General features: G+C 59.3%; 20 protein-coding genes and 1 pseudogene. 15 read left to right on the plus strand and 6 right to left on the minus strand.

The window, feature by feature from the left end; genetic code table 11:
* Window positions 1–26: 26 nt before the first annotated feature.
* The 13 genes from nuoG (at window position 27) to ACM6G4_RS02180 (ending at window position 15,407) form a co-directional block, all read left to right on the plus strand.
* Window positions 27–2,741 carry an NADH-quinone oxidoreductase subunit NuoG gene (gene nuoG / locus ACM6G4_RS02120; protein ID WP_414912935.1) on the plus strand — a complete coding sequence of 905 codons (2,715 nt, stop codon included), beginning with the start codon at window positions 27–29 and terminating at the stop codon, window positions 2,739–2,741.
* Entirely contained in the window at window positions 2,738–3,745 is a 1,008-nt protein-coding gene (nuoH, locus tag ACM6G4_RS02125; protein ID WP_056723843.1) for an NADH-quinone oxidoreductase subunit NuoH, read from the plus strand. Before nuoG ends, nuoH begins: the two co-directional genes overlap by 4 nt.
* A 12-nt stretch (window positions 3,746–3,757) precedes the next feature.
* A complete protein-coding gene (gene nuoI / locus ACM6G4_RS02130; protein ID WP_015094374.1) occupies window positions 3,758–4,303 on the plus strand; it encodes an NADH-quinone oxidoreductase subunit NuoI in 546 nt (181 codons plus the stop codon).
* 9 nt (window positions 4,304–4,312) lie between these two features.
* Entirely contained in the window at window positions 4,313–4,816 is a 504-nt protein-coding gene (gene nuoJ, locus ACM6G4_RS02135; RefSeq protein WP_053161453.1) for an NADH-quinone oxidoreductase subunit J, read from the plus strand.
* A gap of 2 nt (window positions 4,817–4,818) precedes the next feature.
* Window positions 4,819–5,127 carry an NADH-quinone oxidoreductase subunit NuoK gene (gene nuoK, locus ACM6G4_RS02140; RefSeq protein ID WP_007946416.1) on the plus strand — a complete coding sequence of 103 codons (309 nt, stop codon included), beginning with the start codon at window positions 4,819–4,821 and terminating at the stop codon, window positions 5,125–5,127.
* Window positions 5,124–6,977, plus strand: a complete 1,854-nt coding sequence (nuoL, locus tag ACM6G4_RS02145; protein ID WP_056723844.1) for an NADH-quinone oxidoreductase subunit L — start codon at window positions 5,124–5,126, stop codon at window positions 6,975–6,977. Before nuoK ends, nuoL begins: the two co-directional genes overlap by 4 nt.
* A gap of 39 nt (window positions 6,978–7,016) precedes the next feature.
* Window positions 7,017–8,549: an NADH-quinone oxidoreductase subunit M gene (gene nuoM, locus ACM6G4_RS02150; protein ID WP_056723846.1), complete on the plus strand. Its 1,533-nt coding sequence runs from the start codon at window positions 7,017–7,019 to the stop codon at window positions 8,547–8,549.
* A gap of 7 nt (window positions 8,550–8,556) precedes the next feature.
* The gene (gene nuoN, locus ACM6G4_RS02155) at window positions 8,557–10,020 is read left to right on the plus strand and encodes an NADH-quinone oxidoreductase subunit NuoN (RefSeq protein WP_056723848.1); all 1,464 of its coding nucleotides are present in this window, start codon (window positions 8,557–8,559) and stop codon (window positions 10,018–10,020) included.
* A 512-nt stretch (window positions 10,021–10,532) separates the two neighbouring features.
* Window positions 10,533–10,673: a hypothetical protein gene (locus ACM6G4_RS02160; protein ID WP_177336466.1), complete on the plus strand. Its 141-nt coding sequence runs from the start codon at window positions 10,533–10,535 to the stop codon at window positions 10,671–10,673.
* A gap of 46 nt (window positions 10,674–10,719) precedes the next feature.
* A complete protein-coding gene (locus ACM6G4_RS02165) occupies window positions 10,720–11,955 on the plus strand; it encodes a YcaO-like family protein (RefSeq protein ID WP_414912936.1) in 1,236 nt (411 codons plus the stop codon).
* Entirely contained in the window at window positions 11,952–12,911 is a 960-nt protein-coding gene (locus ACM6G4_RS02170; protein ID WP_414912937.1) for a class I SAM-dependent methyltransferase, read from the plus strand. The genes ACM6G4_RS02165 and ACM6G4_RS02170 overlap by 4 nt, the downstream gene beginning before the upstream one ends.
* The gene (locus ACM6G4_RS02175) at window positions 12,908–13,786 is read left to right on the plus strand and encodes an alpha/beta fold hydrolase (protein WP_414912938.1); all 879 of its coding nucleotides are present in this window, start codon (window positions 12,908–12,910) and stop codon (window positions 13,784–13,786) included. The genes ACM6G4_RS02170 and ACM6G4_RS02175 overlap by 4 nt, the downstream gene beginning before the upstream one ends.
* A gap of 295 nt (window positions 13,787–14,081) precedes the next feature.
* Window positions 14,082–15,407 (plus strand): OprD family porin, encoded by a 1,326-nt coding sequence (locus ACM6G4_RS02180; RefSeq protein ID WP_414912939.1) that lies wholly within the window; start codon window positions 14,082–14,084, stop codon window positions 15,405–15,407.
* 500 nt (window positions 15,408–15,907) lie between these two features.
* Here the strand turns inward: ACM6G4_RS02180 and ACM6G4_RS02185 are convergent.
* The 6 genes and pseudogenes from ACM6G4_RS02185 to ACM6G4_RS02210 all read right to left on the minus strand — a co-directional run.
* A pseudogene (locus tag ACM6G4_RS02185) lies at window positions 15,908–16,251 on the minus strand (aldo/keto reductase); the annotation flags it as partial.
* Window positions 16,252–16,291: 40 nt separating this feature from the next.
* The gene (locus tag ACM6G4_RS02190; protein ID WP_409078844.1) at window positions 16,292–16,624 is read right to left on the minus strand and encodes a DUF2790 domain-containing protein; all 333 of its coding nucleotides are present in this window, start codon (window positions 16,622–16,624) and stop codon (window positions 16,292–16,294) included.
* A gap of 76 nt (window positions 16,625–16,700) precedes the next feature.
* On the minus strand, window positions 16,701–16,901 hold the full coding sequence (locus ACM6G4_RS02195) for a co-regulatory protein PtrA N-terminal domain-containing protein (RefSeq protein WP_409078845.1): 201 nt from the start codon (window positions 16,899–16,901) through the stop codon (window positions 16,701–16,703).
* A 151-nt stretch (window positions 16,902–17,052) separates the two neighbouring features.
* Window positions 17,053–20,205 carry an efflux RND transporter permease subunit gene (locus ACM6G4_RS02200; RefSeq protein WP_223542412.1) on the minus strand — a complete coding sequence of 1,051 codons (3,153 nt, stop codon included), beginning with the start codon at window positions 20,203–20,205 and terminating at the stop codon, window positions 17,053–17,055.
* A gap of 48 nt (window positions 20,206–20,253) precedes the next feature.
* Window positions 20,254–21,453 (minus strand): efflux RND transporter periplasmic adaptor subunit, encoded by a 1,200-nt coding sequence (locus ACM6G4_RS02205; RefSeq protein ID WP_414912940.1) that lies wholly within the window; start codon window positions 21,451–21,453, stop codon window positions 20,254–20,256.
* Between the two features lie 49 nt (window positions 21,454–21,502).
* Entirely contained in the window at window positions 21,503–22,765 is a 1,263-nt protein-coding gene (locus ACM6G4_RS02210) for a TolC family protein (protein WP_414912941.1), read from the minus strand.
* A 473-nt stretch (window positions 22,766–23,238) separates the two neighbouring features.
* On the opposite strand from ACM6G4_RS02210, the gene ACM6G4_RS02215 reads away from it, so the two are divergent.
* Complete coding sequence (locus tag ACM6G4_RS02215) at window positions 23,239–23,913, plus strand: heavy metal response regulator transcription factor (protein ID WP_056724115.1); 675 nt, start codon at window positions 23,239–23,241, stop codon at window positions 23,911–23,913.
* Window positions 23,910–25,310 (plus strand): heavy metal sensor histidine kinase, encoded by a 1,401-nt coding sequence (locus tag ACM6G4_RS02220; RefSeq protein WP_414912942.1) that lies wholly within the window; start codon window positions 23,910–23,912, stop codon window positions 25,308–25,310. Before ACM6G4_RS02215 ends, ACM6G4_RS02220 begins: the two co-directional genes overlap by 4 nt.

Genomic DNA, 25,310 nt, shown 5'->3' on the forward strand with positions numbered 1-25,310 from the left:
ACCGGGCCAACGAAGAACTTTGAACCATGGCCACTATCCACGTAGACGGCAAAGCGCTCGAAGTCGATGGGGCAGACAACCTGTTACAGGCATGTCTGTCTCTGGGCCTCGATATTCCGTATTTCTGCTGGCACCCTGCCCTCGGCAGCGTTGGCGCTTGTCGCCAGTGCGCGGTCAAGCAGTACACCGACGAGAACGACACCCGTGGTCGTATCGTCATGTCCTGCATGACCCCTGCCACCGACAACACCTGGATCTCCATCGAAGATGAAGAATCCAAGGCCTTCCGCGCCAGTGTTGTTGAATGGTTGATGACCAACCACCCCCACGACTGCCCGGTCTGTGAGGAAGGCGGTCACTGCCACCTGCAAGACATGACGGTAATGACCGGCCACAACGAGCGCCGTTACCGCTTCACCAAGCGTACCCACCAGAACCAGCAACTGGGCCCGTTCATTTCCCACGAGATGAACCGCTGCATCGCTTGCTACCGCTGCGTGCGCTTCTATAAAGACTACGCTGGCGGCACCGACCTCGGTGTGTTTGGCGCCCACGACAACGTGTACTTCGGACGTGTAGAAGACGGCACCCTGGAAAGCGAGTTCTCCGGCAACCTCACCGAGGTCTGCCCGACCGGTGTGTTCACCGACAAGACTCACTCCGAGCGCTACAACCGCAAATGGGACATGCAGTTCTCGCCGAGCATCTGCCATGGTTGCTCCAGCGGTTGCAACATCTCCCCGGGCGAACGTTACGGCGAACTGCGTCGTATCGAAAACCGTTTCAACGGTTCGGTGAACCAGTACTTCCTGTGCGACCGTGGCCGTTTCGGCTATGGCTACGTCAACCGCGAAGACCGCCCACGCCAGCCGCTGCTGGCCAACGGCACCAAGCTGAGCCTCGACGAAGCGCTGGATAAAGCCGCCGACCTGCTGCGCGGTCGCAACATCGTCGGTATCGGTTCGCCACGTGCCAGCCTCGAAAGCAACTACGCGTTGCGCGAACTGGTCGGCGCCGAGCACTTCTACTCGGGTATCGAAGCTGCCGAGCTGGAGCGCATCCGCCTGGTCCTGCAAGTGCTCAAAGACAGCCCGCTGCCAGTGCCGAACATGCGCGACATCGAAGACCACGACGCCGTGTTCGTCCTCGGTGAAGACCTGACCCAGACGGCTGCGCGCATGGCCCTGTCCCTGCGTCAATCGGTCAAGGGCAAGGCCGAAGACATGGCCGACGCCATGCGCGTCCAGCCTTGGCTCGACGCCGCCGTGAAGAACATCGGTCAGCACGCGCTGAACCCGCTGTTCATCGCCAGCCTGGCTGAAACCAAGCTCGACGACATCGCCGAAGAGTGCGTCCACGCCGCTCCAGACGACCTGGCCCGCATCGGTTTCGCCGTGGCTCACGCCCTCGACGCCAGCGCTCCGGCCGTTGAAGGCCTGGACGCTGAAGCCCTCGAACTGGCCAAGCGCATCGCCGACGCCCTGCTCGCAGCCAAGCGTCCGCTGATCATCGCCGGCACTTCCCTGGGCTCCAAAGCCCTGATCGAAGCCGCCGCGAACATCGCCAAAGCCTTGAAGCTGCGCGAGAAGGACGGTTCCATCAGCCTGATCGTGCCAGAGGCCAACAGCCTCGGCCTGGCCATGCTCGGTGGCGAATCGGTTGACGCCGCGCTGCAAGCGGTGATCGATGGTAAAGCCGACGCCATCGTCGTGCTGGAAAACGATCTGTACACCCGTACCGACAAGGCCAAGGTCGATGCTGCCCTGACCGCCGCCAAAGTGCTGATCGTGGCCGACCATCAGAAGACTGCCACCAGCGATCGCGCGCACCTGGTTCTGCCAGCCGCCAGCTTCGCTGAAGGCGACGGTACCCTGGTCAGCCAGGAAGGCCGCGCCCAGCGCTTCTTCCAGGTCTTCGATCCGAAGTACATGGACGCGAGCATCCTGGTTCACGAAGGCTGGCGCTGGCTGCATGCCCTGCGCGCAACCCTGTTGAACCAGCCGATCGACTGGACCCAACTGGACCACGCCACCGCCGCCGTCGCTTCCAGCACCTCGATCCTGAACCGCATCGTCGATGCCGCGCCGTCCGCCGCGTTCCGCATCAAGGGCATGAAACTGGCCCGTGAACCGTTGCGTTACTCCGGTCGTACCGCCATGCGTGCCGACATCAACGTGCACGAACCGCGTACTCCGCAAGACAACGACACCGCGTTCAACTTCTCGATGGAAGGTTACTCGGGCTCGGTCGAACCGCGTCAGCAAGTGCCATTCGCCTGGTCTCCGGGCTGGAACTCGCCGCAAGCCTGGAACAAGTTCCAGGACGAAGTCGGTGGTCACATCCGCGCTGGCGACCCGGGCACCCGCCTGATCGAAAGCACCGGTGACTCGCTGAACTGGTTCGCCAGCGCTCCGCGTGCGTTCAACCCAGCTCCTGGTACCTGGCAGGCCGTGCCGTTCTTCCATCTGTTCGGCAGCGAAGAGAACTCTTCGAAAGCCGCTCCGGTTCAGGAACGCATTCCGGCTGCTTATGTTGCACTGGCCAAGTCCGAAGCCGACCGCCTGGGCGTCAACGACGGTGCCATGCTGAGCCTGAACGTGGCTGGCCAGACCCTGCGTCTGCCGCTGCGTATCAACGAAGAGCTGGGCGCTGGCCTGGTGGCACTGCCTGCGGGCATCGCCGGCATTCCGCCAGCAATTTTCGGTAAATCCGTTGACGGTCTGCAGGAGGCAGCTCAATGACCTTGTTCACTCCTGAAGTGATCGATGTGATCATCGCGGTCCTCAAGGCCGTGGTGATTCTGCTCGCCGTGGTGGTTTGCGGCGCACTGCTGAGCTGGGTCGAGCGTCGTTTGCTCGCCCTCTGGCAGGACCGTTACGGTCCGAACCGCGTCGGTCCGTTCGGCGCGTTCCAGATCGCCGCCGACATGATCAAGATGTTCTTCAAGGAAGACTGGACGCCTCCATTCGCCGACAAGATGATCTTCACCCTGGCACCAGTCGTGGCCATGAGCGCCCTGCTGATTGCCTTCGCGATCATCCCGATCACCCCGACCTGGGGCGTGGCGGACATCAACATCGGCATCCTGTTCTTCTTCGCCATGGCTGGCCTGTCGGTCTACGCGGTACTGTTCGCCGGCTGGTCGAGCAACAACAAGTTCGCCCTGCTGGGCAGCTTGCGTGCCTCGGCGCAGACCGTGTCGTACGAAGTGTTCATGGGCCTGTCGCTGATGGGCATCGTGATCCAGGTCGGCTCGTTCAACATGCGCGACATCGTTGAATATCAAGCGCAGAACCTGTGGTTCATCATTCCACAGATCTTCGGTTTCCTGACCTTCTTCATCGCTGGCGTGGCCGTGACTCACCGTCACCCGTTCGACCAGCCGGAAGCGGAACAGGAACTGGCTGACGGTTACCACATTGAATACGCCGGCATGAAATGGGGCATGTTCTTCGTCGGCGAGTACATCGGCATCGTGCTGATCTCGGCGCTGCTGGTGACCTTGTTCTTCGGTGGCTGGCACGGTCCGTTCGGCATCCTGCCGCAGATCCCGTTCATCTGGTTCGCACTGAAAACCGCGTTCTTCATCATGATCTTCATTCTGTTGCGCGCCTCGATTCCGCGCCCACGGTATGACCAAGTGATGGATTTCAGCTGGAAGTTCTGCTTGCCGCTGACCCTCGTCAACATGCTGGTGACCGCTGCGATCGTGTTGCTCAACACGCCCGCCGTCGCGGCTCAGTGAGGATAGAGAATCATGAAGTACATATTTGACATCGTGCATGGCTTCTACACCCAGCTTCGCAGCCTGGTGATGATTTTCGGCCACGCCTTCCGCAAGCGCGACACGTTGCAGTACCCGGAAGAACCGGTCTACCTGCCGCCGCGCTACCGTGGCCGTATCGTCCTGACCCGCGACCCCGACGGCGAAGAGCGATGTGTAGCCTGCAACCTGTGCGCCGTGGCGTGCCCGGTCGGTTGCATCTCGCTGCAGAAAGCTGAAACCGAAGACGGTCGCTGGTACCCGGACTTCTTCCGCATCAACTTCTCGCGCTGCATTTTCTGCGGCCTCTGCGAGGAAGCCTGCCCGACCACCGCGATCCAGCTGACACCGGATTTCGAAATGGCCGAGTTCAAACGTCAGGACCTGGTTTACGAGAAAGAAGATCTGCTGATCTCCGGCCCCGGCAAAAACCCTGATTACAACTTCTATCGTGTTGCAGGTATGGCGATTGCCGGGAAGCCGAAAGGCTCCGCGCAGAATGAAGCCCAGCCGATCAACGTGAAGAGCTTGCTGCCTTAAGGAAGAAAGATGGAATTCGCTTTCTATTTCGCATCGGGTATCGCTGTGGTGTCCACGCTTCGCGTGATCACCAACACCAACCCTGTGCATGCCCTGCTCTACCTGATCATTTCGCTGATCGCCGTGGCCATGACGTTCTTCGCCCTCGGCGCACCGTTTGCCGGTGTCCTGGAAGTGATCGCCTACGCTGGCGCCATCATGGTGCTGTTCGTGTTCGTGGTGATGATGCTGAACCTGGGCCCGGCCTCGGTTCAGCAAGAGCGCGTCTGGCTCAAGCCCGGTATCTGGGGCGGCCCGGTCCTCCTCGCCGCGCTGCTGCTGGTGGAACTGCTGTACGTGCTGTTCTCCCACCAGACCGGTGAAGCCATCGGCCACACCACCGTAGACGCCAAGGCCGTGGGCATCAGCCTGTTCGGTCCTTACCTGCTGGTGGTCGAACTCGCCTCGATGCTGCTGCTCGCCGCAGCCGTCACGGCGTTCCACTTGGGCCGCAACGAAGCCAAGGAGCAATGACGATGCCTGCTATCCCCATGGAGCATGGTCTGGCGGTCGCCGGCATCCTGTTCTGCCTCGGTCTGGTCGGCCTGATGGTCCGCCGCAATATCCTTTTCGTGCTGATGAGCCTGGAGGTCATGATGAATGCCTCCGCGCTGGCGTTCATCGTTGCCGGTAGCCGCTGGGCGCAGCCGGATGGACAGATCATGTTCATCCTGGTGATCAGCCTCGCAGCCGCCGAGGCCAGTATTGGCCTGGCGATCCTGCTGCAACTGTATCGCCGCTTCCACACGCTCGATATCGACGCTGCCAGTGAGATGCGCGGATGAACCTACTCTTTCTGACTTTCGTATTCCCTCTCATTGGTTTCCTGCTGCTGTCGTTCTCACGCGGCCGCATTTCGGAAAACCTGGCCGCGCTGATCGGCGTGGGCTCCATCGGTCTGTCTGCGATCGTTACCGCCTACGTGATCTGGCAATTCAACGTCGCCCCGCCGGAAGGCGGCCACTACACCCAGGTGTTGTGGCAGTGGATGGCGGTGGAAGGCTTCACGCCGAACTTCGCCCTGTACCTGGACGGCCTGTCGCTGACCATGCTCGGTGTGGTCGTCGGCGTCGGCTTCCTGATCCACCTGTTCGCGTCCTGGTACATGCGCGGTGAAGACGGCTACTCGCGCTTCTTCGCCTACACCAACCTGTTTATCGCCAGCATGCTGTTCCTGGTGCTGGGCGATAACCTGTTGTTCCTGTACTTCGGCTGGGAAGGCGTGGGCCTGTGCTCGTACCTGTTGATCGGTTTCTACTACAGCAACCGCAACAACGGTAACGCCGCACTCAAGGCCTTCATCGTGACCCGTATCGGTGACGTGTTCATGGCCATCGGCCTGTTCATTCTGTTTGCCCAACTGGGCACGCTGAACGTTCAGGAACTGCTGGTGCTGGCTCCACAGAAATTCCAGTCCGGCGACTTCTGGATGGTCATGGCCACCCTGATGCTGCTCGGTGGCGCTGTCGGTAAATCCGCGCAGTTGCCGCTGCAAACCTGGCTGGCGGACGCGATGGCCGGCCCGACTCCGGTTTCGGCACTGATCCACGCTGCAACCATGGTGACCGCGGGCGTCTACCTGATTGCCCGTACCCACGGCCTGTTCACCCTGGCGCCGGAAATCCTGCACCTGGTGGGCATCGTTGGCGGTGTGACTCTGGTTCTCGCAGGTTTCGCAGCCCTGGTCCAGACCGACATCAAGCGTATCCTCGCCTATTCGACCATGAGCCAGATCGGCTACATGTTCCTGGCCCTGGGCGTTGGTGCCTGGGACGGCGCGATCTTCCACCTGATGACCCACGCCTTCTTCAAGGCCCTGCTGTTCCTTGCGTCCGGTGCGGTGATCGTTGCCTGCCACCACGAGCAGAACATCTTCAAGATGGGTGGTCTGTGGAAGAAACTGCCACTGGCCTACGCCAGCTTCATCGTCGGCGGCGCGGCCCTGGCGGCCCTGCCACTGGTAACCGCAGGCTTCTACTCCAAGGACGAAATCCTCTGGGAAGCCTTCGCCAGCGGCAACAACGGTCTGCTCTACGCCGGTCTGGTCGGTGCGTTCATGACTTCGCTATACACCTTCCGCCTGATCTTCATCGCGTTCCACGGTGAAGTGAAGACCGAAGCCCACGCCGGTCATGGCATTGCGCACTGGCTGCCACTGTCGGTGCTGATCGTATTGTCGACCTTCATCGGCGCGATGATCGTTCCACCGCTGCACGGCGTGCTGCCGCAAAGCGTCGGCCATGCCGGCGGCGAAGCCAAGCACAGCCTGGAAATCGCCTCGGGCGCCATCGCCCTGGCCGGTATCCTGCTGGCCGCGCTGCTGTTCCTCGGCAAGCGTCGCTTCGTCACCGCCGTCGCCAACAGCGGCATCGGCCGTTTCCTCTCGGCCTGGTGGTTCGCTGCCTGGGGCTTCGACTGGATCTACGACAAACTGTTCGTCAAGCCGTACCTGGCGATCAGCCACATCCTGCGCAAAGACCCGCTCGACCAGACCATCGGTCTGATCCCGCGCATGGCCAAAGGCGGTCACACCGCCCTGAGCCGTACCGAGACCGGTCAACTGCGTTGGTACGCCGCCTCGATGGCTGCTGGTGCCGTGCTGGTAATCGGCGCCGTCGTGCTGGTAGCGGTCTGATATGAACCTTGCGAATTTGCGAAAGGAAACGAACCCGTCATGATTCTGCCTTGGCTAATCCTGATCCCCTTCATCGGCGGCCTGCTGTGCTGGATGGGTGAGCGCTTCGGCGCCACCCTCCCCCGCTGGATTGCGCTGATCACCATGTCCCTGTTGCTCTCCCTAGGCCTCTGGCTGTGGGCCAACGGTGATTATTCATTTGCACCAAAGCCTGGCGCCGATCCGACCTGGGCGCTTGAGTTCAAGCAAGTCTGGATCCAGCGCTTCGGCATCAACGTGCACCTGGCCCTCGACGGCCTGTCGCTGTTGATGATCATGCTGACCGGTCTGCTGGGTGTGCTCTCGGTACTCTGCTCGTGGAAAGAAATCCAGCGTCACGTGGGCTTCTTCCACCTGAACCTGATGTGGATCCTGGGCGGTGTCGTCGGCGTGTTCCTCGCCCTCGACCTGTTCATGTTCTTCTTCTTCTGGGAAATGATGCTGGTGCCGATGTACTTCCTCATCGCGCTCTGGGGTCACAGTTCTTCGGACGGCAAGAAAACCCGGATCTACGCGGCGACCAAGTTCTTCATCTTCACTCAGGCTTCCGGCCTGATCATGCTGGTGGCGATCCTGGGCCTGGTACTGGTCAACTTCAACGACACCGGCGTGATTACCTTCAACTACGCCGACCTGTTGAAGACCAAGATGTCGATGACCACCGAGTACATCCTGATGCTCGGCTTCTTCATCGCCTTCGCGGTCAAGCTGCCGGTCGTGCCGTTCCACTCCTGGTTGCCTGATGCTCACGCCCAGGCGCCGACCGCAGGTTCCGTCGACCTCGCCGGTATCTTGCTGAAGACCGCTGCCTACGGCCTGCTGCGCTTCGCCCTGCCGCTGTTCCCGAATGCTTCGGCCGAGTTCGCGCCGTTTGCGATGGCCCTGGGCCTGATCGGGATCTTCTACGGTGCGTTCCTGGCGTTCGCGCAAACCGACATCAAGCGTCTGATTGCCTTCTCGTCCGTTTCCCACATGGGCTTCGTACTGATCGGCATCTACTCCGGCAGCCAACTGGCGCTGCAGGGCGCGGTGATGCAGATGCTGGCTCACGGTCTGTCGGCCGCGGCACTCTTTATCCTGAGTGGCCAGTTGTACGAACGCACCCACACCCGCGACATGCGTGAAATGGGTGGCCTGTGGTCGAAGATCGCTTACCTGCCGGCCCTCAGCCTGTTCTTTGCAGCGGCATCCCTGGGCTTGCCGGGTACCGGTAACTTCGTCGGTGAGTTCCTGATCCTGATCGGCACCTTCCCGATCGCCCCATGGGTGACCATCATCGCGACGTCCGGCCTGGTGTTCGGTTCAGTCTACTCGCTGATCATGATCCACCGTGCGTACTTCGGCCCGGCCAAATCGGACGCGGTGCTGCATGGCATGGACGGTCGCGAAATGATCATGGTGGTCGGTCTGGCCGCACTGCTGATCTACATCGGCGTGTACCCACAACCGTTCCTCGATACCTCTGCCGCGACGATGCATGGCGTGCAGCAGTGGCTCGGCACCGCCTTCACTCAACTCGCTTCGGCCCGGTAAGAGCGCTATGGAATTCACGACCCAACACTTTATCGCGCTAGCGCCGCTGTTGATCACCAGCGCCACGATCATCGTGGTGATGCTGGCGATCGCCTGGCGCCGCAACCACTCGCAGACCTTCCTGATTTCCGTGGCGGGTTTGAACCTGGCACTGTTGTCGATCCTGCCTGCCTTGAAAGTCGCGCCCCTGGCCGTGACGCCCTTGCTGCAGATCGACAGCTTCGCCTGTCTGTACATGGCGCTGATCCTGGTCGCCACCCTCGCCTGTGTCACCCTCGCCCACGCCTACCTCGGCGATGGCGGCACGGGTTACCCGGGCAACCGTGAAGAACTGTACCTGCTGATCCTGATGGCCGCCGCCGGTGGCCTGGTTCTGGTCAGCGCGCAGCACCTGGCCGGGTTGTTCATCGGTCTGGAACTGCTGTCGGTGCCGGTCTACGGTCTGGTGGCTTATGCCTTCTTCAACAAGCGCTCGCTGGAAGCCGGCATCAAGTACATGGTGCTGTCGGCGGCCGGTTCCGCGTTCCTGTTGTTCGGCATGGCCCTGCTCTACGCTGACTCCGGCTCCCTGAGCTTCGTCGGCATCGGTCAGGCACTGGCGGCTACCGGCCTGCCAAGCTCGCTGGCACAACTGGGCCTGGGCATGATGCTGATCGGCCTGGCGTTCAAGCTGTCGCTGGTGCCGTTCCACCTCTGGACTCCGGACGTTTACGAGGGTGCTCCGGCGCCGGTCGCAGCGTTCCTGGCGACCGCTTCCAAAGTGGCTGTGTTCGCCGTGATGGTGCGTCTGTTCCAGATCTCGCCAGCTGCCAGCAGCGGCGTCCTGAGCGACGTGCTGACCATCATTGCCATCGCGTCGATCCTGTTCGGTAACCTGCTGGCACTGACCCAGAGCAACCTCAAGCGTCTGCTGGGTTACTCGTCCATCGCCCACTTCGGTTACCTGCTGATCGCCCTGGTGGCGAGCAAGGGCCTGGCCGTGGAAGCCATCGGCGTGTACCTGGTCACCTACGTGATCACCAGCCTCGGTGCTTTCGGTGTGATCACCCTGATGTCCTCGCCGTACAAAGGCCGTGACGCGGACGCCCTGTACGAATACCGCGGCCTGTTCTGGCGCCGTCCGTACCTGACCGCCGTCCTGACCGTGATGATGCTGTCCCTGGCCGGTATCCCGCTGACCGCGGGCTTCATCGGCAAGTTCTACATCATCGCCACCGGTGTCGAGTCCCATCAGTGGTGGCTGGTCGGCTCGCTGGTACTGGGCAGCGCCATTGGCGTCTTCTACTACCTGCGCGTGATGGTCACCCTGTACCTGATCGAACCGAACCTGCGTCGCGTCGATGCGCAACTGCACTGGGAACAGAAGGCAGGTGGCGTGATGCTGCTGGCCATCGCCCTGGTCGCGTTCTTCCTCGGCGTCTACCCACAACCGCTGCTGAACCTGGTTCAGCAATCGGGCCTGGTGGGTTGATCGCTTAAGCGACACTCGGTAGAAAACACAAACGGCACCTTCGGGTGCCGTTTGCATTGGCGCCTGTAAAATAGTTCAGAGCCTCCCCTGCCGTCGGATGTGTGAGAGTTTTTCGATCGCTATAGGAAAACTCACCATACGCACCAGCCGAAAACCGGCCAGTTTCTCCCAGCGTCATTTTTGATCCACCTCTTTCTGAAAGATCCGACACACAACGACTACAAAACCTGGAAAGCGGCGCCCGGATATACCGGGAATCCGAATATATAAGTATCCACTTTCGTTTATCCGCCCCCACACAAGCCCCTGCCTCTCTGCATTCAACTCTTGAAATGCGGCGACATCTATTGGAAAACAAATAACAAACCAAAATTGATGTGTACATATTTCATCGGCGCCGACAGCCAAGAACTGCAACATCTGCACACTTTTGACCCAAATACCCCTTTGATTATAGATTCGACTCGTGCTGAAAACAGCACACTCCATTTCTAATCAAAGGAAACTTCCCAATGGGTTATATGGTCAGCGGCTGGAATGCCAACAAAATCACGGATATCGAGCAACAGGAAACACCTACGCCTGAGCAGATCGAAGCATTGCAATTGACCGAAGCTGAATTGGCGGAACTTGTAGAACAAGACGTCGAGTAACAATACGAACGGGGGACAGGTTCCCCCGTTCCCACGAGGAAAAACAATGGACAGGACAAGGATTGCCGAACGGGAACTGTCAGCGGACGAGGCACAAAAGCGCATTCTCGCCGAACTGCGCTTTTTGGGGCTCGAACCCAGCATCCGCACACTAGGACGTAAAGTTGTCTCGGTGTTGGCCAGTCTCGGCAGCAACACGCATGAACCAATCTGTGGCGCCGGCAAAGGCTATCCGGACCAGGCTCGGATCGGCGCACTCTATGAAGCCCTCGAGCACTATTGGACGGAAGATCTGAGCGCTAAAGACATTCACTTTGCAACTGCGCAATACTTTACGGAAACAAAGCTTTTTAACGATGACTCAGTACTGCAGCTTGTTTGCGACCAAAAAGACACCTGGATCGCTTGCCGAACTTATAAATGCCCCTTGCAAGACACTCACTTTCACTACCCGATAGCACTGACTCTGCCAGGTTATCCAGAGCGGGCATTTGAACAGGACAATGCCAACTATTGTGCCCTGCGCCGATATTCAAGTAACAGTGGTACGGCGATCGGAGCGAGTTACAACGAAGCATTACTCCATGCCACCAACGAATGCATTGAACGGGATGCCGTTTCTTTATTTTTGCTGAACCACTTTTATTATGAAAATCATCCACCTCTGCGACGGGTTGCACGCCTGCGTCAAAGCGATATCCTCGGCCGTTTGTGGACCGATGCCGAAAGGGAGATTGGCGCAGAAATCGTGTTGCTGGAAATCAGCAATGAATTCCAGGCACGAACATTCCTGGCTTTCCCAGCAACGCCAGACACCCACATCAGCCTGTACGGTACGGGTTGTTCCCTTGACCCACGGCATGGTGCCTGGCGTGCGCTGACCGAACTGGTACAACTGCATCACGCCGTGTCGCAGTCGCAGTCGCAATATCGGCAACACCTGATCAATGCACAGCGACATTTACAGCGCTTTCCCCGTCTGTTGCGCTGCTCGCAGTTCCATACCCCGTCGCTACTGTCTCCCCAACATAGCGTGGTGCTGCCCGACGCGTGGGATGAACGACCATTGACCGAGCAAATCGACCAGTTGCTGCAAGACCTGCAACGTCACGGACGGACATTAGGTGTAACTACTCTTCATCAAACAGCTTTGGGCACCACACTGGTCAACGTAGTCATTCCCGGTCTGGAGCGCTTTTTCATTGTTTCCAGCGGCAATGTTGTTATCCCCCAGTCCCGGGGTCGACGCCTGGAAAAAAACCGGCAGGCGACATGCGCATGAATACTCCAACGGTGGTTACTCCCGACCGAGAGGTGGCATTGGCTCAAGGCCTGGCCAGGCACGTCATCCAATCCGGTACCATGGGTTGCTACGTCGAGCCTGCGGGCGCCAGCCTGAATCATCTATTTTTTCTACGAGTGAAAGGTCGTGACTGGGTTGGCCGAAAGACCCTGCAACGTGACGCACACCAGCGGTTGCACCTGAGCAGTGTGCTCACCCCTTTCATGTTGCTTGGGCCTCTCGTCCAGTGGCAGTGGAGTAACGAAGGTGTATCAATTTACTTTCGAACAGCGACCCTGGCTGAAAAAACCAAGGCCTTCGACACCGCACTGGCGCTATCTGATAGCGAGGTTAACTTCCCGTTTCCGTTATGTGACGACTCGAATCAGGAAGCGGTCTGTCCTGACGAGTTCTGGCAGTGCAACGAGGTCCTCGCCACACAACTGAACGCAGACGAAGCGCATTTTCGCGACCATTGCGTCCAGCTGCTCAAGACAATGCCAATGAAGGGGCAAGTAATTTATGACCCGGCCTGCTCCACCGGCGAGTTCATATCCCATCTGGCCCGGGAACTCACCGACTATCGCTTTCTGGCATCCGATCGCTCGGCCTCGATGATTGCGTATGCAAAAAACCGCCACGTGACATCGCCAGTCGAATTTCGCCTGCTCGACTCCAGCGACGCCGCCATTTCCGGCATTCAATGCGACGTCCTTATCCTTCGATTTCTTAATGCCGAAGTTCTGACCCGCAGCGACGCTCACACCGCTTTCCGCTCCCTGGTGCACTGCGTAAAGCCCGGCGGCAACCTCCTGATCTTCGGTCATACCCCTGTTCTGATTCCTGTACCCTGGCTGGCCCAGCAGTACCACCTGCATTTGTTGTCCAGCGTGGCGGCACGCTCCGGCCAGGCAGAACTGTTCCAGTTCTATCGCTTGCTGGTCCCGACTTCATGACCGGCACGCTCCAAACAAACGGATACTACCCAACCGGCGACGGCCATCAACTGTATTGGGAGCGTCACGGAACACCGGGAGCCGAACCGGTATTTTTCCTCCACGGCGGCCCAGGCGGTCGCTGCCGGCATGAACACCTTGAGTTTTTCGACCTGGAGTGCTTCGACGTCGTTCTCTTCGATCAACGCGGGTGTGGACGCTCCCTCCCCCATGGCGAGCTCCGCGATAACACCTGCGGACTGTCAGTAGAAGACATCGATGGGTTACGTCAGCATCTGGACTTCGAAAAAATCAGTCTGCTGGGGGTTTCCTGGGGCAGCTGGCTGGCAATTCAGTACCAGCAGCGCTATCGCGACACCCTGCTGAAAACCACACTGGTCTCGGTTTTCGTGCCTTTCGCCGATAATGTCAGTGCCTACGAACAAATGCTTAACCACGGACTGTCGACACTCACTGGCTGCCATGCAAGCCATTCCCTACGCGACATCTTCCGGATACTCTGCGAGGGCTGTCCGCTACAGCAGCGCCACGCGGCCATTCAATGGTTACAAGCCCTTTTGCAACAGACAGGACAATCCATTGGCCGGAACACCCTTGAGGATTTCGTCGACGACGAAGCCATTCGCGCCATACGCCTGGAGCTGCATTACCACATGCAGCAATACTGCTTCACACCAGCCAACGAAGAGTTGACCCTGGATAGAAACACTTTGCTGATGCAGGGAGTCAGGGACGCCTTCGGCATGGCCAGTGTGCGCTGGCTACGACAGCGTTTGAATCTTGATTGCCGGCTGCTGTATGCCGGGCACAACGCGTTCGCCCCCTCCATGCTCAAGGCTGTGCGATATGCGCTCAAGCGTGTTGCCCGAGACTGAATCAGCGGTAGCCGAACAGTCTGCCCGGAGGACTCGATCTCTTGAGCTTTGCCTGGATCAAGAGATACCACCAAAAGACGGCACCTTCGGGTGCCGTTTTTGCGTTTGGGGGATTTTGCCTTGCCTTACTGAGTCCGCCTGCCCACATGACGAAATTGTAATTCCCCCATCACCTTGGCGTTATCCGCAGCTTGCAACGATGTCACTCGGCGACCATGCCGGCGGGCCTTCTCCGTCGAACAATAAAACCCACGCCGACGCACGTTCCCGTTCTGCCGAACCCCAGGAGTGATAAATGGTTAACAATATAAAAATGTCGATGGCCGCTTTAGCGGTGGCGGTCGCCTCCGGACCGTCCATGGTGTTTGCGCAAGATAAGGCCGAGGGCTTTATCGAGGGCAGCAGCCTGACGGTGCTCAACCGCAATTTCTACTTCAATCGTGATTACCGCAAAGGCCAGTCCAGCCCCACCGGCAATGGATACTCCGAAACCTGGGCGCACGCGATCATCAGCAAATTCGAATCCGGGTACACCCAAGGCACCGTCGGGGTGGGCGTCGATGCATTTGCGATGATCGGCGTGAAACTCGATACCGGCGACGGTCGCAACGGTGGCCGAAGCTCCTTCGACATGCTGCCAGTCAATAGTGACGGCGAGGCGCAGGGCGAATACACCAAGATCGGTGGCGCCGCCAAAGTGCGCGCCTTCGACACGGAGATAAAAGTCGGCGATGTGTTCCCATCCACCCCGGTCGTCGCAGCGGGAGATTCCAGGCTGTTGCCCGAAAGCTTCCAGGGCATCACCGCGACCAACAGCAGTATCGACGGGTTGACGGTACAGGGCGGACGCCTGCACGCGATGAGCCAGCCGGTTTCCAGCGACATGAACGAGAATTTCGAAACCTTCTATGGCGGCCCGGTCAATTCACCCTGGATCGCCTACTTTGGCGGCGACTATGAACTGAACAAAAACCTCAGCTTCAGCCTGTACTCCAGCCGCCTCAAGGATGTCTGGAATCAGTACTACGCAGGTACCGCCTGGACTTACCCGCTGACGGACGACCTGTCGCTGTTTGGTGGTCTGAACTATTACAAGGCGGTAGACGAAGGGAAACAACTACTCGGCGAGTTCGACAACAATATCTGGAGCGGTCGGGTGGGTGTAAAACTGGGAGCGCACTCCATTGCGCTGTCGCACCAGCAAAACAACGGCAACGACGACTTCGATTATCTGCGTCAGTCCGATTCGATCTTCCTCGACAACTCCATCCAGTACAGCGATTTCAACGCGCCCAAGGAGCGCTCCTGGATGGCGCGCTACGACCTCGACATGACCACCTACGGCGTTCCGGGCCTGTCGTTCATGACCCGTTACGCCCGTGGCAGCGAAGCCGACTATTCCAACGCCAACTCGGTGTACATGCGCCGCGATGCCGATGGCAACCCTTTGACCGATCAGAAACGTTGGGAGCGCGACATCGAAGTCAAATACGTGGTGCAGACCGGCTCGCTGAAAGATCTGTCGCTGCGCCTGCGCCAGGCCACTACCCGCGCCACAGCGTTCGAATCGGACCTGGATGAAGTCCGGCTGATTGTCGAGTATCCGTTGGCCGTTCTCTAACCTGGCACTGCCCCTATTCACCTTTAGAAGCTCCTTGCTCCTTTGGTAAAAGGTGAATCTTTTGGCGTCCTTCGGGACGCCTTTTTTTGGTTCTTCACGCAATTCCGGGGAACACCGATACCTGTAGGAGACGGCTTGCTGGCGATGGCGGCCTCCTGGCTGGAGTATTTTATTGGTGGTGTACATATTCATTTCTGCGGTAACGGCCTCCTATGGTTCCGCTTTTACAGCGGGTTACTTGGAAAAGCGCCAAGTAACCAAACGCTTTTGCCCACTGCGCAGAACCTGCGCTCGGCCTCTCGAGGGGCGTGCACCGCAACAGCACCGCGAGGCGAGCTAACGCTCGACCTCGTTGTATGGTGGTGTACGCGCTCCCCTGTAGGAGCTGCCGAAGGCTGCGATCTTTTGATCTTGCTTTTGCGATCGGGAAATGGTCTGCCGGCCAAGGCCTGACGCGGTGTTGAACGGTCCGCCCGGTTCATCGAACGGGCCGGCAACCCTTAGCGGTCAAGCAGTTTCATGACTTCTTCCGGAAACGCAGGCCTGCGGTGGCATTGGCCGCAAAGATCGCTTCCAGCGCGTGCAGTTCTTCGCCACTCAGCGTCACCTCCAGTGCGGCCACGTTTTCTTCCAGGTATTTACGTTGCTTGGTACCCGGAATCGGAATCAGGTAGTCACCCTGGGCCAGCACCCACGCCAGCGCCAGTTGGCCCGCCGTCACGCCTTTTTCTGCCGCCAGCGCTTGTACCTGTTGCACCAGCAGCAGGTTTTTCGCGAAGTTTTCGCCCTGGAAGCGCGGGCTGAAACGACGATAATCGTCGGCCGCGAAATCATCCGGGCTTTTTTCCTGAAATAAACAATGTGCACCTGCATCGAACAGGATGTCATCCACCCTGTTTACGACACTCCCCCGCCTCCAGATACCTGAGTGTCTTGAGTTGCCCCCGGGAATCTTCAAAAGTCATCGCAGCCGGAACCACGGTACACCCCTTCGCAGGTCGCACAACGCTCACGACTTTCACCACATCCAGGGTCATGCCGTATCGATAGTCTTCCACCACCGGCGCCGGTTTGCCCAGGTTGGCCGCGTACTGCTCCATGGCTTGAGCGTTTGCACTGAACATTTTCTCGAATGTCCTGTCCCCGCCACCTTCCGCCAGCACATTCATCGACATCGTCGTCACCCCGAGAAACGCAATCAACTGACTTGCTTTCATAGCCATCTCCTTCAAAAAATCCATAAAAAAGCCCGCCATCGACCTGCGATGACGGGCTTGCTCAAGTGCGACACGCTTACAGGTCGTTAGCCCTGTCGCCCTTTTCCTCATTCACTACGACGGGATCACGTGCCTGCTCTTTGGCAACAAACAGCTCCATCGAACGGCCATTGGCGGCCATCATTCTTTCGAAGGTTCTGTCGCCACCACCTTCCGCCATCACCAGAGAAGACATCATCAATGCCGCCGCGAACGCACCCAGTTGTACCCGTTTCATGTTTGATTCCTCGTTTGATTAACTGATGGGATCAAGGTAACAATCCGAACCTTTCGTGACGGTGGCGCCGAAATTACATATCCGTCATGTGCGAGCTGTTCTTCGGATCGGGATAAAAAAAACCGTGGGAGCTCGCTCCCACAGGGGATATCTATTCAACGGGTGTCACTTCCTCTTCACGTCGATGCGCCAGCTGATACAGCGCAGGCAATATCAGCAGCGTCAGGATGGTCGAAGACAAAATCCCGCCAATCACCACCGTGGCCAGTGGCCGCTGTACTTCCGCCCCGGTGCCAGTCGCCAGCGCCATCGGAATGAAGCCCAGGGACGCCACCAGCGCCGTCATCAACACCGGCCGCAGTCGTGTCAGCGCGCCTTCGTTGATCGCGTCAAAGAGTGAGCGCCCCTCCTCGCGCAGGTTGCGGATAAACGCGATCATCACCAGACCGTTGAGTACCGCCACCCCGGACAGCGCGATGAACCCGACGCCCGCCGAGATCGACAGCGGAATGTCCCGAAGCCACAGCGCTATGACGCCGCCGGTCAACGCGAAAGGAATCCCGGTGAACACCAGCAAGCCGTCCTTGAGGTTGTTGAACATCATGAACAACAGACCAAACACCAGCAGCAATGCCACCGGTATCACGATCCGCAAACGCTTGGCCGCCGACTGCAACTGCTCGAATTGCCCGCCCCAACTGGTCCAGTAACCGGCCGGGGTCTGCACATTCCGTTCGATCACCTCACCTGCTTCCTGGACGAACGAACCGATATCCCGCCCGCGCACGTTGGCGCTGACTATCACCAGCCGTTTACCGTTTTCGCGGCTGACCTGATTCGGCCCCAACACCAGATCGAGACTGGCGACGTCCTTGAGCGCGATGAAACCGATCTGGTTGGCAGCAGCGTTGAGCGGTGCCGGCACTGGAATCAGCAGCGTCGAAAGACCGTCGATGTCCTTGCGCATGGCATCGGACAAACGCACCACCATGTCGAAACGCCGGTCACCTTCGTACAACGTGCCCGCCTGTCGCCCACCGACCGCCACCGCGATGGTGTCTTGCACATCGCCGGCGTTGAGCCCGTAACGCGCGGCCTTGTCACGGTCGATGTTGATGGTCAGCACTGGCAACCCGGTCGTTTGCTCGACCTTCACCTCCGATGCCCCCTCTACCTTCTGCATGGCCGCGGCAATCTTCGTCGCCGTAGCATTGAGCACCGCCATGTCATCCCCGAATACCTTCACCGCCACGTCGCTGCGCACGCCGGAGATCAGTTCGTTGAAGCGCAACTGGATCGGTTGCGACAGCTCATAGTTACTGCCCGGCAGCGTCGCGGCAGCTTGTTGCAGTTCGGCCATCAGGGTTTCGCGGGACTTGCCCGGGTCCGGCCACTGGTCTTTTGGCTTGAGCATCACGTAGCTGTCGGAGATGTTTGGCGGCATCGGATCGGAGGCAATTTCGGCGGTGCCGGTGCGGGCGAACACCCGCTCGACTTCCGGCACTTTTGCAAGGATCAGGGTTTCCAGACGCTGCTGCATGTCCACCGATTGCGTAAGGCTCGTGCCAGGCACGCGCAAGGCTTGCAGGGCAAAATCGCCTTCGCTGAGACTCGGTACAAACTCGCTACCCATGCGGCTGGTCAGCACGCCGCTGAGTACAATCACGCCCAGTGCCGCACCCACCGCCACGGCGCGATGGGACATCACCCAGGCCAGTGTCGGCGCATAAACCTGCCGCGCGCCGCGCATGACCGCGCCCTCTTCTTCCTTGACCTTGCCGGTGACAAACAGCGCGATCGCGGCCGGGACAAAGGTCACCGACAACAGCATGGCGCCGAGCAACGCGATGACCACGGTGAACGCCATCGGATGGAACATTTTCCCTTCGACGCCGCTCAAGGCGAAGATCGGCAGGTACACGACCATGATGATCAACTGCCCGAAAATCAGCGGTCGGCGCGCCTCCCTGGCCGCCGCGAACACTTCATGGAAACGCTCGGATCGCGTCAGCAAACGCCCGTGATGTTGCTGTGCATGGGCCAGTCGGCGCAGGGTGTTTTCGACGATCACCACCGCGCCGTCGACGATGATGCCGAAGTCCAGGGCGCCGAGGCTCATCAGGTTGGCGCTGACTTTGTTGCTGAACATCCCGGTGAAGGTGAACAGCATCGACAGCGGAATCACCATCGCGGTAATCAGCGCCGCACGGATGTTGCCCAGGAACAGGAACAGGATCGCGATCACCAGGATCGCGCCTTCGACCAGGTTTTTCTTCACCGTGGCGATGGCTTTGTCGACCAAATGCGTGCGGTCGTACACCGGGACGGCAATCACGCCTTCGGGCAAGGAGCGGTTGATCTGCTCCAGCTTGCTGGCGACGGCTTGCGACACGGTACGGCTGTTTTCGCCGATCAACATGAACACCGTGCCGAGCACCACCTCGCGACCGTTTTCGGTGGCAGCACCGGTGCGCAGTTCACGGCCAATGTCCACGGTCGCGACATTGCGGACCCGGATCGGCGTGCCATCGACATTGGCCATGACGATGTTGGCAATGTCCTCCGTGCTCGCCACTTGCCCCGGCGCGCGAATCAGCAACTGCTCGCCGCTGCGCTCGATGTAACCGGCGCCGACATTGGCATTGTTGCGTTCCAGCGCCTTGACCAGATCAGCCAGGGTCAACTTGTACGCCGCCAGCCGTTTCGGGTCGGGCGCGATCTGGTATTCCTTGGCGAAACCGCCAATGGTGTTGATCTCGGCCACACCGGGGACGTTGCGCAACTGCGGCTTGATAATCCAGTCCTGAATGACGCGCAGATCTGTCGGTGTGTAGGGCGTGCCATCGTCCTTGAGTGCCCCATCCTGCGCCTCCACCGTCCACAGAAAAATCTCGCCGAGGCCGGTGGAAATCGGCCCCATCACCGCTTCCGCACCTTCGGGCAACTGCTCCCTGGCAATCTGCAAACGCTCGTTGACCAGTTGGCGGGCGAAGAACAGATCAGTACCGTCCTTGAAAATCACCGTGACCTGCGACAGCCCCGAACGCGATAGCGAACGGGTCTGCTCCAACGCCGGTAAACCGGCCATGGCGGTTTCAATCGGGAAGGTGATGCGCTGCTCGGTTTCCAGCGGCGAGAACCCGGCCGCGCCGGTATTGATTTGCACCTGGACGTTGGTGATGTCGGGCACTGCGTCGATCGGCAATTTTTGATAGCTGGCGATACCGACGCCGGCCATGAGCAGAACGGCGAGCAGCACGATGATGCGCTGCTCGATGGCAAACTGGATCAGGCGTTCGAACATGAGAACTTTCTCGTCGAGGGGCGGATCGGTGGGCTTTACTGGAAGGCGCTAGTGAGCGTGCTCGGCCGAGGCTTTGCCCATTTCCGATTTGAGAACAAAGCTGCCGGCAGCCGCGACTTGCACGCCCTGCCCCAACCCTTGGGTGACTTCCACCAAACCTGCCGCGCGGCTTCCCAGCTCCACCGTTTGCGCCTTGAAGCCATCGTCGGTCCGCACGAACACCGTGGGTTTGTCCTCGATGGTCTGGATGGCGGTTTCCGGCACGGCGACTTTCGCCTGTCGGCTGTCGGTGACGACCAGTGCAGTGACAAACAGGCCCGGACGCCAGGAGCCTTGTGGGTTTTCCAACGTGACGCGAACGGTGGCGGTGCGGGTCTGTTCGCCGAGCAGACTGCCGACGTAGGCCACGGTGCCGGCAACCTCGGCGTTCAATTCCGGAGCGCTGACGGTAACGGATTTGCCCACTTGCACCTTGTCCAGTTCCTTGGGCGAAACGCCGAAGGTCACCCAGACTCGCGACAGATCCGAAAGCGTAAAAGCCGCGGTGGTTTCATCGACCACCTCCCCGGGTGTCAGGTGTTTTTCCACCACGACACCGTCGAACGGCGCGCGCAATTCGTAGCGATTACCGCCGGTGGCAACCACGCTGCCGCTGAGTACACTGATTTTTTGCCGGGCGTTAGTCAGGGCAATTTCAGCTTCTTCCAACGCTTGGCGCGCCTGAAGCAGATCCTGCTCGGCAGAGATTTTGTCCTGCCACAGTTTCTTCTCGCGCTCGTAGGTGGTGCGAGCCAACGCCAGGCGCCGTTGCGCGGCGGCCTGTTCGCTGCGCTGATCGGAGACCTGCTGACTGGTGATCACAGCCAACAGCTGACCCTTCTTCACGGATTGCCCGAGATTGACCGATACCGACTCGACAACACCAGGAACGCGCGGCACCACGTGAGCCGTGCGATCCTCGTCGAAGCGCACTTCGCCGGGGAACGGCAAGCCGAGGCTGATGTTCTGCGACCGCGCCTGCGCCAGTTGAATGCCGGCTGCGGCGATCTGTTCGGCGCTCAACGCCAGATGTCCCTCTTCGCCTTCAGCAAGTCCACCGTCGGCGGCTGCGCCCTCTTCGGCGTGATCGGCGTGTTCCGCCGCTTCATCGGCGTGGACGTCGATGGCTGAATTGCCCGGCCACATCGAGCCGATTCCGACGCCCAGCGCCATAGTCGCCAGCGCGACAACGATCAGTTTTTTATCCATGCAAACTCCTCTGCGCCGTGTCGTCGCGCAGTAATCAAAAAAATGAAATTCAAGGGCTGGCGGCAAGGTCGCCGAAGATACGTTCGATGCGTACCCGGGCGTCTGTCGCTTCGCTGACCGCCTGGATGTATTGGCTGCGGGCGCTGATCAGCGTGCGCTGGGCGTCGAGCACGTCGAGAAAGCCGAACTTGCCCATTTCGAATCCACGGGTGGCGCTGTCGACCGCACTTTGTGCGGCGGGCAAAATTGTCTGGTTGAACGCTTTGAGTTCGCCATTGGCGGTCTGCCATTGCTCGAGGGTGGTCCGGATTTCCGTGCGCAGGCGCAGCTCCGTGGCGTTACGCAGATCCCGCGCCTGATCGCTGCGACGCGCGGCCGCCAGCACGTTGCCCTGGTTGCGGTTGAACAGCGGAATCGGCATCGAAAGCCCGACCACGTTGACTCGCTCGCGGTCCGTTTCGCTGTACTGGCTGCCGATGCTCACCGTCAGATCGGGGATGCGTTGCGACTTCTCCAGCGCCAGCGATGCTTCGCGCTGATCGATCTGCAACTTGGCCAGGCGCATTTCAGGGGTTTCATTCAGGCGCTCGATTAATCGGGTCGGCGGTGGCGCGCCGGGCATGCTTTGCGTCATGGCTTGCACGACGGTCGATGTCGGCAACGGTGCGCCCATGACCTGCGCCAATTGCTGATACGCATTGGCCTGATCGCGTTCCGCGCGGCTCAGTTCCAGGCGCACTTCGGAGAGTTGCACTTGCGCCCGAGTGCCCTCGACCGGCGATGATTTACCGGCCTCGATCCGCCCTTGGGCCACGCGCAAACCGTGCTCGGCGAGTTGCAGCGATTGACGGGACAACTGCAAGCGTTGCTGCGCCGTTTGAGCGCTGTTGAACGCTTGAATCACATCGGCGCGCAGGGCATTGCGCTTGCGCTCCAACTCGATTCCGGCGGCGTCCTGCGCGCGGCTGGCAACATCGATTCTTGCGCCGCGTTTGCCGCCCAGTTCGATCAGCTGGCTGAGCATCACTGTGGTCGTGCGTGAATCGCGGCGAGTGTCTTCCGCCTCCCATGACACCTCGGGGTTGGGGATAAGCCCGGCCTGCTTGCGGTCGCCTTCGGAGATACCGATTTCCCATTGCGCTGCCGCGAGCTCGGGGTTGCCGGCAAATGCTGTTTGCAGGGCTTGCTCAAGGGTCAGTGTCGATGCTTGCGCAAGATCCGCGCCCGCCAGCAGTAAAAAGCAGCTGGCGGTCACCGCCCTTGCCATTCTTTTCAGGCGTGATCGCGCCGTCAGTTCTCTTAAACCGGGCAATGGAAGACTTCCTTTTTAAATCAAGAATTCCATCACGGTAGAGTTTTTAACTTATCGACAAGGTGACTGAGAGATTACAAATCCGTTATCCACGGTTTATGGAAGTTGTTTTGCTCTAGGATGCGAAGTGCTCACCTTGATATAGAAACACATGGAAACAAATACATGGGCATTATCCAAAAAACAGTACTTGTCTCCGTTCACCTCTCATGAATCGGGTGAGTATTTTGGCCTCGCGCGCTGCGTCAGGGTGTCGCAGAGGGCCGATTTCAGGGCTCGAGACTCAGTCAACAATTGACTCTGTAGCCACTACAACCTTTACCTTGCGCCCCCACAGCCAGTGAAACCCTCACTAGGAAATCTGAAATTCACAACACCGCCTGTCAATAACCCGTCTGGAAGCCCTATCAAAAACAACAACTTTTCTCGACCGACTTAGTTACTTAACCATTAAATACAAGTGGTGATTAATCATGCGAATCCTTGTCGTCGAGGACGAGCTTAAAGCTGCCGAATACTTGCATCAGGGCCTGACGGAAAGTGGTTATGTCGTTGACCACGCGGCCACCGGTGCCGATGGATTGCATCTGGCGCAACAACAGGCATATGACCTGGTGATCCTGGACGTGAATCTGCCGAAACTGGATGGCTGGGACGTGCTGGAGCAACTGCGCCGCACGCACTCCACCCGGGTGATGATGCTCACCGCTCGCGGTCGTCTGGCCGACAGGGTTCGTGGTCTCGACCTGGGTGCCGATGACTACCTGGTCAAGCCCTTCGAGTTTCCCGAACTGCTCGCACGGGTACGCACACTAATGCGCCGCAGCGAAAACATCCCGGTACCGCAGGTTCTGAAAGTCGCCGATCTGGAACTTGATCCGGGTCGCCACCGCGCCTTTCGTGGCGAGCAACGCATCGACCTGACCACCAAGGAGTTCGCCCTGCTGCATCTGCTGATGCGTCAGTCCGGCGAAGTGCTGACCCGCACGCAGATCATTTCACTGGTGTGGGACATGAATTTCGACTGCGACACCAACGTGGTGGAAGTGTCGATACGGCGTCTGCGAGCGAAAATCGACGATCCGTTCGACAGCAAGCTGATCCACACCATGCGTGGTGTCGGTTACGTCCTGGAGGCTCGGGAATGAAGCCGGCAAGCCTGTCGCTACGGCTGGGGCTGACCATGAGTACTCTTGGAGCACTGTTGGTGATGTTCCTCGCTGTACTGGCCTACTTCGCCCTGACCCATGAGCTCAATACGCTGTCCCGGGACAGTCTGGCCAGCAAGATGGAGCAGATTGAACACAGCCTGTCGCTGTACACCGACCCCGGTGAAATCAGTTCGAAGCCGCATATTCTGCTCGATCAGGTCATGGGACACGACAACCTGACGCTGACCATTTACGACCGAAGCAACCAGCGTTCCCCGCTGCTGAAGTCCGGCACCGGCATGGTCGATCCGCGCCCTGAACTCAAAGCGTTGCGAGCGACTGTCGACCAGTTGACCTACAGCGACAGCACCGACGCTGAAGGCGCGAAATATCTCACCCTCTCAAAGCTGATTCGCCTCAAGAATGGCACCAGTGTCCCGGTGTTGCTGTCGATGGACAATGCCCACGATCAGGCATTGCTCAGTGCCTATCTGCGCTCGACGCTGATGGCGTTGCCTTTGCTGCTGATCTTCATTGGCTTGAGTGCCTGGGCGGCGGTGCAACGAGGCCTGGCTCCAATGCGCGAGTTTCGCAAAGTGGCGGCGATGGTTTCGACCCAGGATCTTGATCATCGACTGTCGGTGGTGAATATGCCGCAGGAGTTGAGCGAACTGGCGCAAGGCATCAACTTCATGCTGCATCGCCTCGACAACGGTGTGCAGCAGCTATCGCAGTTCTCCGATGACCTGGCCCATGAACTGCGCACGCCGATCAACAATTTGATGGGCAAGGCACAGGTGACACTGTCCCGTGAGCGTACGAGCGAGGAATACAAAGATGTATTGGTGTCGTGCATTGAAGAGCTGGAGCGTGTCGCACGGATCGTCCGCGACATGCTGTTTCTGGCGCAGGTCAGTCATCCCGCGGCGCTCGCTCCTTTCGAGTTGATCGAGTTGGAGGATGAAGCGCTGAAAGTCGCCGATCTGTTTTCCCTGTCGGCGCAGGAAAAGCGCATCAATCTGAGTGTGGTCGGCAGCGCTCGGGTGCTGGGCGACCGGCTGATGATTCAACGGGCGATTTCCAATCTGCTGTCTAACGCGCTGCGCCACTGTCCCGCCGGGGAAACCGTCTCGCTGCTGATTGAACAAGGGACATCAAACGTTTCGCTGCTGGTCAGCAACCCCGGCGCGGGCATCGAAGCGCACCATTTGCCGTACCTGTTCGAGCGTTTTTACCGGGTCGACAGCAGCCGCTCCCGCGCGCAGGGCAGTACCGGACTGGGGCTGGCGATTGTGCGCTCGATCATGAGCCTGCATCAGGGCGTGGCACAGGTGCAGAGTTTGCCGGGAACGATGACGGTGTTTCGACTGGGCTTTCCAAAAGTCGACGAATAG

The sequence above is a fragment of the Pseudomonas sp. IT-P258 genome (assembly GCF_949767825.1).
GTDB lineage: Bacteria > Pseudomonadota > Gammaproteobacteria > Pseudomonadales > Pseudomonadaceae > Aquipseudomonas > Aquipseudomonas monachiensis.